The sequence below is a fragment of the Pseudomonas putida genome (assembly GCF_001941965.1).
Taxonomy (GTDB): domain Bacteria; phylum Pseudomonadota; class Gammaproteobacteria; order Pseudomonadales; family Pseudomonadaceae; genus Aquipseudomonas; species Aquipseudomonas putida_L.
This window is the reverse complement of the sequence record NZ_MKZO01000021.1, coordinates 24,827-40,729: the sequence shown is the minus strand read 5'-3', so window position 1 is coordinate 40,729 and position 15,903 is coordinate 24,827. Positions and strand designations below refer to the sequence as shown.

11 protein-coding genes are annotated in these 15,903 nt (G+C 65.3%); 4 read left to right on the top strand and 7 right to left on the bottom strand.

The features are described 5' to 3' along the window. Positions 1-85: 85 nt before the first annotated feature. From PSEMO_RS12730 to PSEMO_RS12720, 3 genes are all read right to left on the bottom strand, one after another. Entirely contained in the window at positions 86-2,278 is a 2,193-nt protein-coding gene (locus PSEMO_RS12730; RefSeq protein WP_075803433.1) for an OsmC domain/YcaO domain-containing protein, read from the bottom strand. A 100-nt stretch (positions 2,279-2,378) separates the two neighbouring features. Then, entirely contained in the window at positions 2,379-3,683 is a 1,305-nt protein-coding gene (locus PSEMO_RS12725) for an NtaA/DmoA family FMN-dependent monooxygenase (protein WP_075803432.1), read from the bottom strand. A 128-nt stretch (positions 3,684-3,811) separates the two neighbouring features. After that, positions 3,812-5,881, bottom strand: a complete 2,070-nt coding sequence (locus PSEMO_RS12720; RefSeq protein ID WP_075803431.1) for a TonB-dependent receptor — start codon at positions 5,879-5,881, stop codon at positions 3,812-3,814. Between the two features lie 188 nt (positions 5,882-6,069). On the opposite strand from PSEMO_RS12720, the gene PSEMO_RS12715 reads away from it, so the two are divergent. Further along, positions 6,070-6,849: an IclR family transcriptional regulator gene (locus tag PSEMO_RS12715; protein WP_178391995.1), complete on the top strand. Its 780-nt coding sequence runs from the start codon at positions 6,070-6,072 to the stop codon at positions 6,847-6,849. A 91-nt stretch (positions 6,850-6,940) separates the two neighbouring features. Here the strand turns inward: PSEMO_RS12715 and PSEMO_RS12710 are convergent, their stop codons facing one another. Further along, positions 6,941-7,735 (bottom strand): ABC transporter ATP-binding protein, encoded by a 795-nt coding sequence (locus tag PSEMO_RS12710; RefSeq protein WP_075803429.1) that lies wholly within the window; start codon positions 7,733-7,735, stop codon positions 6,941-6,943. 222 nt (positions 7,736-7,957) lie between these two features. Between PSEMO_RS12710 and fepB the strand changes: the two genes are divergently transcribed. Genes fepB through PSEMO_RS12695 form a run of 3 tightly spaced genes read left to right on the top strand, consistent with a single transcriptional unit; the run spans position 7,958 to position 10,896 of the window. Then, positions 7,958-8,857 carry a Fe2+-enterobactin ABC transporter substrate-binding protein gene (fepB, locus tag PSEMO_RS12705; RefSeq protein WP_075803428.1) on the top strand — a complete coding sequence of 300 codons (900 nt, stop codon included), beginning with the start codon at positions 7,958-7,960 and terminating at the stop codon, positions 8,855-8,857. A gap of 3 nt (positions 8,858-8,860) precedes the next feature. Next, on the top strand, positions 8,861-9,874 hold the full coding sequence (locus tag PSEMO_RS12700; protein WP_256721114.1) for a FecCD family ABC transporter permease: 1,014 nt from the start codon (positions 8,861-8,863) through the stop codon (positions 9,872-9,874). Continuing rightward, on the top strand, positions 9,871-10,896 hold the full coding sequence (locus PSEMO_RS12695) for a FecCD family ABC transporter permease (RefSeq protein ID WP_075803426.1): 1,026 nt from the start codon (positions 9,871-9,873) through the stop codon (positions 10,894-10,896). Before PSEMO_RS12700 ends, PSEMO_RS12695 begins: the two co-directional genes overlap by 4 nt. A gap of 117 nt (positions 10,897-11,013) precedes the next feature. Here the strand turns inward: PSEMO_RS12695 and PSEMO_RS12690 are convergent, their stop codons facing one another. Genes PSEMO_RS12690 through PSEMO_RS12680 form a run of 3 tightly spaced genes read right to left on the bottom strand, consistent with a single transcriptional unit; the run spans position 11,014 to position 15,621 of the window. After that, positions 11,014-12,300: a di-heme oxidoreductase family protein gene (locus PSEMO_RS12690; protein ID WP_081430248.1), complete on the bottom strand. Its 1,287-nt coding sequence runs from the start codon at positions 12,298-12,300 to the stop codon at positions 11,014-11,016. After that, complete coding sequence (locus PSEMO_RS12685; protein WP_075803425.1) at positions 12,297-13,589, bottom strand: ABC transporter substrate-binding protein; 1,293 nt, start codon at positions 13,587-13,589, stop codon at positions 12,297-12,299. Before PSEMO_RS12685 ends, PSEMO_RS12690 begins: the two co-directional genes overlap by 4 nt. Beyond that, a complete protein-coding gene (locus PSEMO_RS12680) occupies positions 13,576-15,621 on the bottom strand; it encodes a TonB-dependent receptor plug domain-containing protein (RefSeq protein WP_075803424.1) in 2,046 nt (681 codons plus the stop codon). Before PSEMO_RS12680 ends, PSEMO_RS12685 begins: the two co-directional genes overlap by 14 nt. Positions 15,622-15,903 lie beyond the last annotated feature (282 nt).

Sequence of the window (15,903 nt, the reverse complement as noted above, 5' to 3'; positions counted from 1 at the left end):
AGCCAGCTCCCACAGTGTCCGCGTCGCTGCTGAACCCTGTGGGAGCTGGCTTGCCAGCGATGAGGCCCGAGAGAACACTACAGAATCAGGCTTTTGCCGCCCGAGCCGCATGCAGCTTCTTGTAGCTCTCGATCAACCGCAGATGCCGGTCCAGGCCTTCCAGCTTCATGCTGGTCGGGGTCAGGCCGTGGAAGCGCAGGCTGCCTTCGACCGAGGCCAGCACCGCATCCATCCGCGGATTGCCGAACATGCGGCGGAAGTTGACCTCGTAGTCGGCCATTTCCAGGTCGCTGTCCAGCTCCACTTCCAGCACCACGTTGAGCGCCTGGTAGAACAGCCCGCGCTCGACGGTGTTGTCGTTGTACTGCAGGAACATCTCCACCAGTTCCTTGGCATCGTCGAACTTCTTCAGCGCCACCTGGATCAGGATCTTCAGTTCCAGCACCGTGAGCTGGCCCCATACGGTGTTGTCGTCGAACTCGACGCCGATCAGCGTCTTGATCTCGGTGTATTCGTCCAGCTCCGACTCCAGCAGGCGCTCCAGCAGGCTTTCCAGGGCATCGTCGTCGAGGCTGTGCAGGTTGAGGATGTCCTCGCGGAAGAACAGGGCCTTGTTGGTGTTGTCCCAGATCAGGTCGTCCACCGGGTAGATTTCCGAGTAGCCCGGCACCAGGATGCGGCAGGCCGGGGCGCCCAGATGGTCGTAGGTGGCCATGTAGACCTCCTTGCCCATGCCTTCGAGGATGCCGAACAGGGTCGCGGCTTCCTCGGCGTTGGAGTCTTCGCCCTGGCCGGAGAAGTCCCACTCGACGAACTCGAAATCGGACTTGGCACTGAAGAAACGCCACGAGACCACACCGCTGGAGTCGATGAAGTGCTCGACGAAGTTGTTCGGCTCCATCAGCGCATGGCTTTCGAAGGTCGGCTGCGGCAGGTCGTTGAGGCCCTCGAAGCTGCGGCCCTGGAGCAGTTCGGTGAGGCTGCGCTCCAGCGCCACCTCGAAGCTCGGGTGGGCGCCGAAGGAGGCGAACACACCACCGGTGCGCGGGTTCATCAGGGTCACGCACATCACCGGGAATTCACCGCCCAGGGAGGCGTCCTTGACCAGCACCGGGAAGCCTTGTTCTTCCAGGCCCTGGATACCGGCGAGGATGCCCGGGTACTTGGCGATGACCTCCTGCGGCACATCCGGCAGGGCCAGTTCGCCTTCGAGGATCTCGCGCTTCACCGCCCGTTCGAAGATCTCCGACAGGCACTGCACCTGGGCTTCCACCAGGGTGTTGCCGGCGCTCATGCCGTTGCTCAGGTAGAGGTTCTCGATCAGGTTCGACGGGAAGTACACCACCTCGCCGTCGGACTGGCGCACATAAGGCAGCGAGCAGATGCCGCGCTCGATATTGCCCGAGTTGGTGTCGTACAGGTGCGAGCCGAGCAGTTCGCCGTCCGGGTTGTAGATCGCCAGGCAGTACTCGTCGAGCAGCTCTTTCGGCAGGGCGTCCTTGCGCCCTGGCTTGAACCAGCGCTCGTTCGGGTAATGCACGAACCCGGCATTGGCGATTTCCTCGCCCCAGAACTGGTCGTTGTAGAAGAAGTTGCAGTTCAGCCGCTCGATGAACTCGCCCAGGGCCGAGGCCAGCGCGCTTTCCTTGCTCGAACCCTTGCCGTTGGTGAAGCACATCGGCGACTGCGCATCGCGGATATGCAGGGACCAGACGTTGGGCACGATATTGCGCCAGGAGGCGATCTCGATCTTCATGCCCAGGCCCGCGAGGATCTCCGACATGTTGGCGATGGTCTGCTCCAGCGGCAGGTCCTTGCCCGGGATGAGCGTGCGGGTCTCGCCGTCCAGGCCCGGCATCAGCAGGGCCTGGGCGTCGGCATCGAGGTTCTCGACCTCCTCGATGATGAACTCGGGGCCGGTCTGCACCACTTTCTTCACGGTGCAGCGGTCGATGGAGCGGAGGATGCCCAGGCGGTCCTTCTCGGAGATATCCGCCGGCAGCTCGACCTGGATCTTGAAGATCTGGTTGTAGCGGTTTTCCGGGTCGACGATGTTGTTCTGCGACAGGCGGATGTTATCCGTGGGGATGTCGCGGGTCTGGCAGTACAGCTTGACGAAATAGGCCGCGCACAACGCCGAGGAGGCCAGGAAGTAATCGAACGGACCCGGTGCCGAGCCGTCGCCCTTGTAGCGGATGGGCTGATCGGCGATCACCGTGAAGTCGTCGAACTTGGCTTCGAGTCGGAGGTTGTCGAGAAAATTGACCTTGATTTCCATGCGGGTTCCGTAGCGGGCGAATCGATTTTGGCGGCCATTATCCGGTTTTTCGCCGGGAAGTCTTGTCCTTTCACCCGCGGCCGCCGGGCGGGCAGGGAGGTTAGTCCTCCTCCAGATGATGGACAAAGGTCGCACCGCTGTAGGCCTTGCGGAACAGGCCCAGTTCCACCAGCCGTGGCATCACCTGCTCAAGGAACAGGTGCACCGATTCCACCGAGCCGCCGGGCGCCGCGATAAACCCGTCCATGGCCCCGGCCTCAGCCCACTCGACGATGCTCGCTACCGCGTCGTCCACCGTGCCGATCACCTGCCAGTGGGCGGCCGAGATCACTTCCGGCTTCAGCAACAGCTGATCTACGGTCAGCGACTCCCGCTCGATCAGGCGGCGCAGCAGGCTGGTGTGGGTGCGGCTGTTGGTCTTGGCCAAGGGCGGCGGCAGGTCGTCACGGGTCACCGGGCGATCCGCCGGCCAGTCGCTGAGGTCGAGGCCGGTCATTTCCTTGATCGAGGCGAACTTGCGCTGGCGGTCGAGGCGGGCATGGGTTTGCATGAACAGGGCGCGGGCTTCTTCCCGGGTCGGCGCCAGGTACAGGCTCAGGCCGGGCAGCAGGCGGACATCCCGGGGATCGCGGCCATGGGCCTCGGCGCGGCGTGACAGGTCCTGGCGCAGGTCGATGGCGGCCTCGATATCCGGGGTCGGCGAGAACACCAGGTCGGCCACCGAGGCGGCGAAGTCGCGCCCGGATTCCGACGCACCAGCCTGCACCAGGGGAATCCGCGCGCCGCCGAAGGCCGGCAGGTTGAGCGGGCCCTTGACCTTGAAGTGGGGGCCTTCGTGGTTGACCGGGTGGATCAGCGAGGTGTCGGCGTATTGACCGGCGGCGCGGTCGAGCTTCAGCGCCTCGTTGGGGAAGCTGGCCCACAGTTGCCGGACCAGTTCGGTGAACTCGGCGGCGCGTTGGTAGCGCTGCTCGGCGTCGGGCATGCGCTCCAGGCCGAAGTTCTCGTGGCCCTGCAGGGCGGTGACGATGTTCCAGCCGACCCGGCCCTTGCTGATCCAGTGCAGGGATTGCAGTTGCCGGGCCACCACGTAGGGCGGGTAGAAGGTGGTGGAGACGGTGGAGACCAGGCCGATATGGGTGGTTGCCTGGGCGACGGCGGCGAGCAGCACGGTGGGGTCGAGGCTGGCGAAGCCGGGAGCGTGTTCCATCACTTCAACGGCCAGGCTGCTGACGTCGGGGCGGAACACGAAGTCCAGGTGCGCGGCTTCGGCGCGACGGGCCAGGTCGATGGCGAAATCGGCGCTGAAGAGGTGCTCGATATTGCTGTTGTCGCGCCGCCAGCCGTCGCCGCTGAGCCAGGTGGGGGCGAGGGAGAGGCCGATGTGGAGCTTGCGGTGGGTCATTGAGAAATCCTTTGATGGCTTTACACAGACCCCTGTGGGAGCTGGCTTGCCAGCGATTGCTGTAGTGAATTCACCATAGCTATCGCTGGCAAGCCAGCTCCCACAGGGTCAAGCGGTGCTCTGACGATTTAGAAGGAACCCTTGACCCCGACCCCGAACATCCGCGGCGTGGTCATGCTCGCCTCCGTCCCGCCTATCCCGCGGTTCTGCTGCATGTACAGCGGCGACCGATCATCGAAGACGTTCTTCACATAGCCATACAGCTCCACTTCCTTGCTGTAGCGGTAGCCCATGCGCATATCGGTCAGGGTGTAGGCGTCCACGGCATAGGCCTTGGTGTTGGCGGTGTCCGAGTAGTAGCCATCCACGTGCCGCACCTGGGCCGAGACGTTCAGCCTGTCGGTGACATCCCAGCTCGGCCCGAAGCTCAGGCTGTAGCCCGGCGAACGGGCGAATTCATTGGCCTCGTAGCTGTCGTTGCCGGAGATCCTGTCGATCCGCGTGCGCAGGGTGCCGGCGCTGGCTTTCAGGGTCAGGTTGTCCAGCACCCGGTAGTCGGCGCTGAGTTCCAGTCCGTAGGCGTGGGCCTTCTCGGCATTGATGGTGTAGGACTGGGTGATGCCGGTGGAGATCACCACCGGGATGTTGTACTGGGCATCCTTGTGGTCCATGTAGAACAGGTTGCCGCTCAGTTGCAGACGGTCGTCGAGCAGGCTGGCGCGGGTGAACAGCTCATAGTTCCACACCGACTCTTCCTTGAACGACATCCAGTTGCGGGTGGTCAGGTTCAGCGCCACGCCGCCCGGGTTGTAGCCACGGCTGACCATGCCGCCGACGGTCCAGTCCGGGGTCACGGCAAAGGCCAGGGACAGCTTGGGTAGCAGGGCAGAGAAGGTCTTTTCGTAGTCCAGCGGAGTCGGCGCCAGTACCGAGCGGCCTTCGCGTTCGATGCGGTCTTCCTGGTAGCGCAGGCCGCTGCCGAGGGTCCAGCGGTCGGTCAGGCGGTAGCTGACATCGCCGAACACGCCGAGGTTTTCCTTGCGGTCATCGAAGGTGGACAGCCCGCTGAGCAGCAGGCTCTCGTCGGACTTGGTCTTCGCCACGTAGATCCCGGTGGTGCCGCTGACCGCGCTGTCCTGGTCGCCGAAGTTCAGGCGGGTTTCGTTGGACAGGCTCTTCTGCTGGATATCGGCGTCGCCGTTGCCGGGAATCCCGGTGTAGCGCTGCACATGGGACAGCGAGTACTGCGCCTGGTTGAGCAGCTTGAGGCCGTTGTCGAAGTCGTAGCTGACATCGAGGATGCTGGTGTTGGTCGACTGCTCCCAGCTCGGCATGGTGGTCGTGGTGTGTTCCAGCTTGTGGTACGGCGCCGCCGCAGCTTCCTGGCTCGGGCGGTTGGCGTCGCCGTGGGAGAAGGTGTACTTGGCTTCCAGCCCGGGCAGGGCGCTGGGCAGCCAGAGCAGCTTGGCGCGTGCGGTGATGGAACTGAAGTTCTTGTCCGCCTTGCCTTTCTGGAAATTCGGGTTGGTGTAGTCGATGAAGGTGTCGCGGGCCGAGTGATCCACGGTGATCCGCCCGGCCAGGTCATTGCCCATCAGCGGCCCGGAGGCCATCAGTGAGGTGCGGTGCGAGTCGTAGTTGCCGACTTCGGCCTGGTAGGCGGCTTCGGGGGTGAAGCTCGGGTCCTTGGTATTGACGATGATCGCCCCGGCAATGGCATTGGCGCCTTGCGAGGTGGTCTGCGGGCCGCGGAAGACCTCGATGCTGTCCAGGTCCCAGACCGAGGTGGCGCCGAAGTACATCTCGTTGTAGTTCAGGTAGTGGCCGTCGAGGTTGATGGTCGCCCGCGGCACGGTGCCGCCCCAGAACACGTTCTGCCCGTTGTTCGGGCCCTGGCTGTCCATGCCGCGGATCACCGGGGCGCCGACGCTGTCGGTGTAGATCACGTTGGGCACGTCGTTGAGCACTTCGGTGACGGTGGAGCTGCCGGTCTTTTCCTTGTCGATTTCCTGCCCGGTCTTCACCGTCACCGAAGAGGCGGTGTCCTTCAGTTCGCGCTCGACTTTTTCACCGGTGATCACGATCGGCTCGAAGGTCAGGCTGGCGGGTTCCGCCATGGCCGACGTGGCGCCGAGCAGGGTCGACAGGGTCAGGACGCTGAATCCGCCGGTGAGGGTGAGAGGGGAGTAGGGCTTCAAGGGTACTGCTCCTGAATGAGAATGGTTGCGATTTGCCGAAAGGCTATCACGCAGCCATCACATTCCTCAATAAAGAATTCATTCCGCAATGTGGTTTGTGCTTTTTGCCTCGGGCAAAATCGGTATCATGCCCAGCGCGACGGAAACCAAGCCTGAGGAGAGGTCATTTGAACAACGACGAGTCCACCCTGGACGACGCCCCGCAAGCCCCCGGCGAAAAGCGCTCTGGCACTATCCAGTCGGTGGCCATCGCCACGCGTTTTCTCCAAGTGCTGGCCAGTGCCGAGCGCGAGCTGGCGTTGGGTGAAGTGGCCCGGCGCACCAATACCGGCGGGTCCACCACCCACCGCTATCTGCAAAGCCTGGTCAAGGAAGGCCTGGCCCGGCAGGATCCGGCCACGGGGCTCTATGACCTCGGGCCGACGGCGCTGAGCATTGGCATTGCTGCGCTGAAGCGGGTGGATGCGGTGGAAATCGCCGCCAGCCACATGAAGGCCCTGGCCCACCGCCAGGCGGCCAGTGGTGGCGTGGCGATCTGGACGGAGCGCGGGCCGACCCTGGTGCGCTGGTATCGCAGCGCGTATTTCTCGGTGAACCCGCTGGCGCTGGGGGATATCCTGCCGCTGGACAACACCGCCTGCGGGCTGGTGTTCCAGGCGTTCCTGCCCAAGGCCACCATCGATGCGGCGCGCAAGCAGCAGCCGGCGCATTTCCGCGGCACGCCGCCGAGCAAGGCGGTGCTGGACGAAGTGCGCAACAGCTGCTGGGCGGAGCTGACCAGTCACCTGCTGTCGAACGTCACTGGGCAGGCTGCGCCGGTGTTCGATGCGCAGGGGGAGATTGTGTGCTGCATGACTACGGTGACGGATCTCGGGCGCTTGAATTCGCCCGAGGACCGGGATGCGCTGTTCAGGGAGGCGGGGGTGGTGAATCAGGCGACGGGTGGGGCGGCTTCAGGGTTGTGGTGATGCATCCGGCCTCATCGCTGGCAAGCCAGCTCCCACAGGGTTCGCGGCGCACACAAGACCTGTGGGAGCTGGCTTGCCAGCGATGAGGCCCTTAAGAGCGACTCCGGGCCAGCCCCTTCGCCACCAACATCGGCGTCCCCGTCACCGGATCCTCGATGATCAACGCCTCCAGCCCGAACACCCGCTCCACCAACGCCTCGGTAAACACCTGCGCCGGCGCCCCGCTGGCAACGATCTCGCCATCCTTCATCGCCACCAGGTGCGTGGCATAGCGGCAGGCCTGGTTCAGTTCGTGGAGCACCGCGACGATGGTCCGGCCCTGGCGGTTCAGTTCGGCCAGCAACTCCAGCAACTCGATCTGATGAGCGATATCCAGGTAGGTGGTGGGCTCGTCGAGCAACAGGATCGGCGTCTGCTGCGCCAGGACCATGGCGATCCACACCCGCTGGCGTTGGCCGCCTGACAATTCGTGCAAAGGCCGCTCGGCCAGTTCCTCCACCCCCGTCGCCTGCATCGCGTCCTGCACCGCCTGCTCGTCCGCTTTCGACCACTGTCGCAGGAACGACTGGTGCGGATAGCGCCCGCGCGCCACCAGGTCGGCCACGGTGATGCCGTCTGGCGCCGTTGCGCTCTGTGGCAGCAGGCCGAGGATCCGCGCCACTTCCCGGGCCGGGAATTCACGGATCGGACGCTGATCGAGCAGCACCTCGCCGGCGCTCGGCACCAGCAGGCGGGAGAGGGCACGCAACAGGGTGGACTTGCCGCAGGCATTGGGACCAACGATCACGGTGAAGGAGCCGTCGGGGATGGCGATGCTCAGGTCGCTGGAGAGGGTCCGCTGCTCATAGCGCAGGGTCAGCGCATCGGCCCGCAGGCGGTGCGTCATGGCGGGGATTCCTTGAGGATGATGGCGCGGCAGTATTGCATGCGTGGAACTTATTCCGCAATATGGAATGCGAAAGCCTCTCAATCGTATCGTTACCCTTGAATTCGTGGTGTCCCAATCGCTGGCAAGCCAGCTCCCACAGGGTCCGCAGCGCTGCTGAACCTTGTGGGAGCTGGCTTGCCAGCGATTGGCCCGACCAGACAGCGGACCTGAACCTGCCCAATGAAAACCCTGACTCCTCTACTGCGCCTCGCCGCCACCACCCTGGCCCTGATGGCCGGCCTGGCCCAGGCGGTGGAAACGCCGAAGCGCATCGTCTCGACCACCCCCAGCGTCACCGGCATCCTTTTGGCGATGAACGCCCCGCTGGTGGCCAGTGCCGCCACCACGCCCAGTCGCCTGTCCGACGCCAAGGGCTTCTTCACCCAATGGGCGAAGGTCGCCGATGAGCGCGGCGTCGAAGTCCTCTACAAGAACCTGGTCTTCGATATCGAAGCGGTGATCGGCCAGGACCCGGACCTGCTGGTGATCTCCGCCACCGGCGCCGACAGCGTGATCCAGCACCAGGGCGAGCTGGAAGCCCAGGGCATCCGCACCACGGTGATCAACTACTCCAACCAGAGCTGGCAGGACATCGCCACCGAACTGGGTCGCCAGACCGGTCTGCAAGCCCAGGCGGCCGCGGCCATCAAGCGCTTCGACGACTACACCGCCGAAGTCGCCGCAACCCTCAAGCCCGCCAGCGGCAGTGTCAGCGTGGTCGGCTACAACATCGGCGGCAGCTACTCCATCGCCCGGGAAAACAGCCCGCAGGCGCGGGTGCTGAATGCCCTGGGCTTCAAGGTCAGCGGCCTGCCGGCTGCCCTGGAGTCCCAGGTGCAACGCAGCTCCGACGTGGCGTTCATTTCCCGCGAGAACCTTTCCGCGGCGATCGCCGGGGACAGCGTCTTCCTCCTTAGCGCCACCGACGCCGACGTCCGGGCCTTTCTCAATGACCCGGTGCTGGCCAACCTGCCGGCAGTGATCCACAAGCGGGTCTACGCCCTGGGCCCGAGTTCGTTCCGTATCGACTACTACTCCGGCCGCGAGATGATCGACACCGTGGCGCGGAATTTCCGTTAAGTGGTGCTGGCAAGACGACGTCGCCAACGCGCGTGGGGGCTGCTTGCCGGGTTGGGCTTGCTGGCACTGGCGGTGGTGCTGAGCCTGACCCTGGGCTCGCGCACCCTGGCCCTGGCCGAAGTGCTGGACGCCCTGCGCCATTACGACCGGCATAACGACCTGCACCTGATCGTCCGCGAGATGCGCATCCCGCGCACCCTGGTGGCAATCCTCGCCGGGCTGGCCCTGGGCCTTGCCGGGGCGATCATGCAGGCGGTGACCCGCAATCCCCTGGCCGAACCCGGCCTGCTGGGGATCAACGCCGGCGCGGCGCTGGCAGTCATCGGTGCTGCCGCGACCTTCGGCATGGCAAGCATGGCCAGCTACGTGTGGTTCGCCTTTCTCGGCGCCGGGCTGGCAGGCGCGGCGGTGTTCATGCTGGGGCAGGCCCATGAAGTCAGCACCAACCCGGTCAGGCTGGTGCTGGCCGGGGCCGGCCTGTCGGTGCTGCTGGGCTCGGTCACCGGGGTGATCGTGCTCAATGCGCCGCCGGAAGTGTTCGACCAGTTCCGGCATTGGGCCTCGGGCTCCATCGAGCGTGCGGATTTCAGCGCGGTGTGGGTCCTGCTGCTGGCGGTGCCGGCAGGTTCGCTGGCGGCGTTTGCAATTGTCGGCAACCTGAATGTCCTCGCTCTCGGCCGCGATCTGGGCCAGGCCCTCGGCGCCAGCGTGCGCGGCACCTGGTGGCTGGCCTGTCTGGCGGTGATGCTGCTGGCCGGCGCCGCGACGGCGGGTGCCGGGCCGATCGCTTTTGTCGGACTGGTCGCGCCCCATCTGGCACGCCTGCTGGTGGGGCCGGATTACCGCTGGCTGCTGCCGTACTCGGCGCTGTTCGCGGCGGTGCTGTTGCTGCTGGCGGATGTGCTGGGGCGGGTGGTCGGCGGCACGACCGAGATCGCTGCCGGGATCATCGCCGCCGTGCTCGGTGGTCCGTTCTTTATCGCCGTGGTGCGCAAATACCGGTTGAACAGACTATGAACAGAACCCTGCGTTTTGCTGGAGTGTCCCTGCGCTGGCAGCCCCGGATGGTATTGCTGTGCCTGGTGCTGGCGTTACTGGCCGTGGTGCTTGGCGTCGTGCTGCTGGGCATCGGCAGCCTGCACCTGAGCCCGGCCCAGGTCGTCGACAGCCTGGTCGGCACGCCGGACAACCTGACCGCGCAACGGGTGATCACCCGGGTGCGCCTGCCTCGCGTCCTCACCGCCTTGCTGGTGGGCGCGTCGTTGGGCATGGCCGGGGCGATCTTCCAGTCGATCTCGCGCAATGCCCTGGGTTCGCCGGACATCATCGGCTTCACGACTGGCGCGGCCAGCGGGGCGATTGTCCAGCTGATCCTGTTCGATGCCGGGCCCCTGGGGACCTCGTTGGCAGCGGTGGCGGCGGGGATGGTCACGGCGGCGCTGGTGTTCGTGCTGGCGATGAAGGGGCGCAGTACCGGTGGCTACCGGCTGGTGCTGGTGGGGATTGGCGTGGGGGCGATGCTGTCCGGGTTGAATACGGTGTTGCTGGTGGTCGGTGATCTCGACCGGGTGATGACGGCACAGCTGTGGCTGGCGGGATCGTTGAATACCCGGACCTGGGCCCATGTGCTGCCGGCGGCGCTGGGCTTGCTGTTGATTGGGCCGCTGGCGCTGTATCACGGGCGGCAGATGAACCTGCTGGAGATGGGCGATGATGCGGCGAGCCAGCTGGGTGTAGCGGTTGAGCGCACGCGGTTGACGATGGTGCTGGCGGCGGTAGGGCTGACCGCGATTGCCACGGCGGCGGCCGGGCCAATTGCCTTTATCGCGCTGGCGGCACCGCAACTGGCGCGGCGCTTGAGCGGGGCGGGGCAGGTGCCATTGCTGGCCGGGGCCTTGATGGGGGCGGTGTTGCTGCTGGCGGCGGATTTGCTGAGCCAGCGGTTTGCCGGGGCGGTGAACATGCCGATCGGGTTGACCACGGGGATGTTGGGTGGGGTTTATCTGTTGTGGTTGCTGGCCTGCAACCGCCGAATATAGATCATGCACATAACCTGTGGGAGCTGGCTTGCCAGCGATTGCTGTAGTGAATTCACCATTGCAATCGCTGGCAAGCCAGCTCCCACAGGTTCTGTGCAGTTTTCAGGGGCGAGGTTCTCAGAGGGATTGCAGGAACAGCAGCAGCGCCTGTCGGTCTGCCTTGTCCATCCCGGCAAAACGCTCCCGCGCAACCCCGGCTTCCCCGCCATGCCACAACACCGCCTCGCTCAAGCTCCTTGCTCGCCCATCATGCAGATACCCGGCCCCCGGATTGATCCGCTCGATCAGCCCCACACCCCATAACGGCGGCGTGCGCCACTCCGTGCCGGTGGCCAGGAAATCCTCGCGCCCATCCGCCAGGCCGTCGCCCATGTCATGCAGCAACAGATCGGTATACGGCTCGATCACCTGCGCCCCGGCCTTGAGCTGCGGCCGGTGGCAAACCGCGCATCCAGCCTCGGCGAACAGGCGTTCTCCTTCCAGCACCCTGTCCCGGTCCCGCCGCGCAGGCGGAGCCAGATTGACCAGGTAGAAATGCAGCTCGCTCAACTGCATCGCATCCACCTCCGGCAGCCCTCCACTCAAGGCCTGCTGGCAGTCCCGCTGCTGCGGCGCGCAGTTTTCCTCGGGATACAGCGGCGAGGTGATCCCCAGGTCTCCATGCAGGGCGCTGGCGATCTGTTGCAGCAGGTCCGGCTGGTTGGCCTTGAGCCCGAAACGCCCGGGCTCCAGGCGCTGGCGCTCGACGCTCCAGACCTGGTTGACCTTGCCGCGCACGCCATCGGCCTTGGGCTCATCGGCCATGCGCTGCAACTCCGCGGCGCTGACCTGTTCCAGCAAGCCCAGCCCGAACACCGGATTACCCACCCGCATTGACGTGTGGATGTCCCCAAGCGGCCCGTAGCCCAGCTCACTGAACAGCAGATGCGGTTGGCGCAGGCTCAGGGTTTCGCCATTGGCAAAGCGCACCGGCCGTTCTTCCCAGCGAATCCGAGCCTGGCCTTCGCCACGCACCCCGGGAATCCCCAGTTCATTGAGCTGATCGCCATAGGCCGGATGCGGCAGCGGCCCGCCATGGGCATCCTTCCCCGGCAGCGACAGACGCACCAGCATGGTCCGCATCGGTGCCGTTTCATCCGCAGGCGCCTGACCCCGACCGTTCTTCGGGTGGCAGGCGATACAGGTGATCCGGTTGTACAGCGGCCCCAGCCCGTCCACCGCCTCGTCCCGCGACGGGGCGATCACCCAGGCCTGGCGAAACAGCCCGCGGCCCTTGAAGAAGCGCTCCAGTTGCATGTCGTCGTCGAGCCCTGGCAGTGGCCGGGCGAAGGCTTCACGGTCGGCCCGGGCACTGGCGGAAAACACCACCAGTGCGCCGAGCAGCAAGGCGCCGAGCCGCCTCACAGCCCCATCTCGTCGAGCAACCGCGCCGCCTCGGCCAGACGCGTAGCGCCCTGGAACTGCCAGGCGATTTCGAGTTTGCCGAGTGCGTCCTGGTCGCTGGCCGGCTGGTGCTCCATGCCGCTGTCCTGGCGTGCGCCGAACAGCTTCAGCAGATCCGTCGAAGCAGCCTGCCCGGCACTCAGCGGCGGTACCGTCAGATAAGCACGGACCGCTTGCAGGTCGCGGCCCATGGCTTCCCCGGCATGCACCCGTTGCCACAGTTCGGTCAGGCGCTCATGGGGCTGCCCCAGCCATTGCACGAACAGCGACGTAACCAGCGCCAGACGCTCGCGGGACGCTGCCTTGTAGCTATAGGCACCCTGTTGCGCTGCCACGAACGGATCGTGATAGCCCGCTGGGAGTTCGGCATAGACGCTGGGGCGTACCGGCAACTTGCGGATATCCGCATCGGCCAGCAGCTTCTGCCCGGCATCGGACAGCACGAAACGCACGAAGGCGCGTGCGCCGTCCGCCTGTTTCGTGCTCCGGGTGATCGCGATATGCGCCGGATTCAGCCCGCCATGGGCCGGATAGACGAACGCCACCGGTTGCCCGTTGCTCACCGCCGAGGCGACGAAGAAGTCGATGGACAGGCCCACCGCTGCGCGCCCGTTGGCCACCTCGTCGCTGACCAGGGTGCCGCCGCGGCTGACCAGCCGCGACTGCCCGGCAATCTCGCTCCACAGCGCCCAGCCGCGCTCCCAGCCGTAGTGCTGCAGGACGATATCCAGCAGCACCGGGGCGAAGCCGACCCGGCCCGGATCGGGCAGGGCGATGCGCCTGCGCAGACGCGGATCGAGCAGGTCGGTCCAGTCCTTCGGTGCTTCGATGCCCAGTTCAGCGAGGGCCTTGGGATTGGTGGCGAAGCCATAACCGGCCAGTTCCGTGGCCTGGTAGCGGGCGTCCAGGTCGCGCAGGGCCGTAGCGCCGATCCGTGGCGGCAGACCCTGCAGGTCCACGCCCAGCGGTTGCCAGCTTCCGTCCTTGGCCAGCCGGGCGAAATTGCCCGGCGACGGCGCCCAGTACACATCGACGCCACCCTGGTCCGCCTGGCGCAGGAAGGGCAGAGCATCGAAGCCCTGGCGCCAGAGGATCTGCAGGCGATAGTCCGGGTTGGCCTGTTCGAAGGCTTCCTCGAAGCGGCTCATCATCTCTTCGGGGTAGCTGGTCAGGACCACCACCGGTTCGGCCGCGAGCAGGCTCGCCGGGCTCAGCGCCAGGGCGAGCAGCCAGGCCTTACAGCGGAACATTGAACTGCACGAAGTAGTTGCGGCCCATCTCTGGGTAGCCCTCGCTGTACTCGTAGAGACGGTCGAACAGGTTGCGCACCCCGGCCTCGACCAGCACGTCGTTGCTGAAGCGGTAGCCGCTCTTGAAGTTGTACACCGCGTAGCCGCCAGACATCTGCGAGCCGTCGGAGACGTTGTAGCGCCTGGAGGCAGCCTCGGCGCTGCCGGTCAGGCGCCAGGCGTCGTGGTTCCAGGTGGCCGAGGCGAACAGGTTGTGGCGCGGCGTGTCGATCGGGTGCAGCTCGGGATTGCTGCGGTTCTCGCGGTCGAGGAAGGTGTAGCTGGCGCCCAGTTCCCAGTCGCCCAGGTCACCCTTCAGGCCCAGTTCAACGCCCTGGTTACGTGCCTTGGCGATGTTCTGGTACTGGCCGCAGGGCGCTGCGCAGTTGAGCTGTGCCGGGACGGTGACCTGCTGGATCGAGTCCTCGATATTGGCCACGAACAGCGCCGCATCCAGGTTCCATTGCGAGGTCAGCGCGCCGCTGTAGCCCAGCTCGTAGTGGGTGGCCCGTTCAGACTTCAGGTCGGGGCTGGCGATCACCGTGCCGAAGCGGGTCGAGTAGCGGTCCTTGATGGTCGCGAAGCGGCTCTTGCGCGAGACGGTCAGGCGCACCTGGCCGTTGTGGTCGATATCCAGCAGGGGGCCTGTGTTCATGAACAGGCCGAGCTGGCTGTTGACCGCGTCGTCGCTGCCGGTGGGCTCGTCGTACAGGGTCTTGACCCGTGGCGAGCCGGGGTTGGTGCCGTAGTTCTCGGCGTCCAGGCTCTTGCGGTAGTTGTAGGACACGCCACCGACAATGCTGAAGATCTCGTTCAGGCGCAGGGTGTCTTCCAGGGCGATGGACTGGGTCTGGTCGCGGAAGTGGGTCTGCGGGTCGCTACCGTCGCGGGAGCGGTGCACGTCTTCCTTGAAGTGGTAGGCCACGCCCAGGCGGTTGCCCTCGGTCAGGGCCAGGTCGCCTTCGATGGAGAAGCCGGTGGATTCGTCGTCATACTTGCTCGGGAAGCCGGATTGTAGCGCGCCGGGGATACCGTTGTTGTAGACGTAGCTTTCCAGGGAGTTCTTGAAGGTGTCGTGGTAGACCCGGGTCTTCAGGCCATGCTCGCCGAAGCGGGTGTTGGTGGCGACGAACAGGCTGGTCTTGTCCCAGGTCGGCCATTCCCACCAGCGCTTGCGCTGGCCGGTGGCGGGCAGGTCGCCGGCATAGGGCGGCTGGCCCTTGCTGCCTTCCTGCTGGACGTAGCCGACCACGTATTCGTCGGTCTCGTTGGGGGTGAAGCCGAGCTTGAAGCTGAACTTGCCATCGCGCTTGTTGCTGTTCTCGCGGCGGCCTTCGCCTTGCTGGTTGTTGGTCGGCTTGAAGTCGTCCGGGAGCATCGTGTAGTCGTAGTCGACATAGGACACGCCGCCTTGCATCCACCAGTTGCCCTGGTTGGAGCCGACGTTGGCGTAGCTGCGCCAGGCGTTGACGTTGCCGTGGTCGGTCATTTCCAGGCCGCCGCCCACTTCACCCTCGAAGGCCTGGGTCGGGCGCCGGGTCACCAGGTTGATCGCCCCGCCCAGGGTGTTCGGGCCATACAGCAAGGAGGCGAAGCCCTTGGCCACCTCGATGCGCGACAGGTCGTAGGTGGTGAAGCGGCCCAGGTCGATATTGCCGTCGTAGGGGACGTAGGTGGGGATGCCGTCGATATATACCGGCACCTGCAAACGATCGAAACCGCGCACGTAGACCACCTGTTCGGCGCGGCCGCCGATGTAGCTCTGGTTGACGCCTGGGGCCAGGGCCAGGGCGCGGTCGACGGTTTCCCGGTCGTGCAGGCGGATGTCCTGCAGCTCGACCACGGTGCTGCCAGTGGCGAGTTTTTCGTCCTGCGGCGCGGCGATCTGGATTTCGCCGAGGGTGAAGGGCTTGCTGTCCTCGGCGGCGAGGGCGGACTGGGCGCTGATGGCGGCGATGGCCAGCACCAGGGTACGGGGGGTGAAGGGTTGCATGACTGCTCCATGGTTATGGGGCTGAACGAATCCAGCACTCGTTATATATTTTTCTATACAGCGATACCCGCAAAAACAGCTCGGGCCTTCCTCCCCGAAGACAGCGAACCATTTGGACATCCAGCGGACAGGGTCCGGCAGAAAAGCGGACCGGGGCGGATACTAGCCTCGCGAGGGGCGTGATGACAACGCTGTATATCAATTTACATAACGATATTGTCGTGATGGCAATGCAGCGGTGTCGTGATCAGGCAGGTAAGCTAGCGGCCTGTCCATGGGGAA

What these genes read in the sequence shown, in the direction of transcription:
- PSEMO_RS12725 (WP_075803432.1), bottom strand. Translation starts at nt 3,683, where the DNA reads ATGACCCACCGCAAGCTCCACATCGGCCTCTCCCTCGCCCCCACCTGG.
- PSEMO_RS12685 (WP_075803425.1), bottom strand. Translation starts at nt 13,589, where the DNA reads ATGTTCCGCTGTAAGGCCTGGCTGCTCGCCCTGGCGCTGAGCCCGGCG.
- PSEMO_RS12695 (WP_075803426.1), top strand. Translation starts at nt 9,871, where the DNA reads ATGAACAGAACCCTGCGTTTTGCTGGAGTGTCCCTGCGCTGGCAGCCC.
- PSEMO_RS12730 (WP_075803433.1), bottom strand. Translation starts at nt 2,278, where the DNA reads ATGGAAATCAAGGTCAATTTTCTCGACAACCTCCGACTCGAAGCCAAG.
- PSEMO_RS12710 (WP_075803429.1), bottom strand. Translation starts at nt 7,735, where the DNA reads ATGACGCACCGCCTGCGGGCCGATGCGCTGACCCTGCGCTATGAGCAG.
- fepB (WP_075803428.1), top strand. Translation starts at nt 7,958, where the DNA reads ATGAAAACCCTGACTCCTCTACTGCGCCTCGCCGCCACCACCCTGGCC.
- PSEMO_RS12680 (WP_075803424.1), bottom strand. Translation starts at nt 15,621, where the DNA reads ATGCAACCCTTCACCCCCCGTACCCTGGTGCTGGCCATCGCCGCCATC.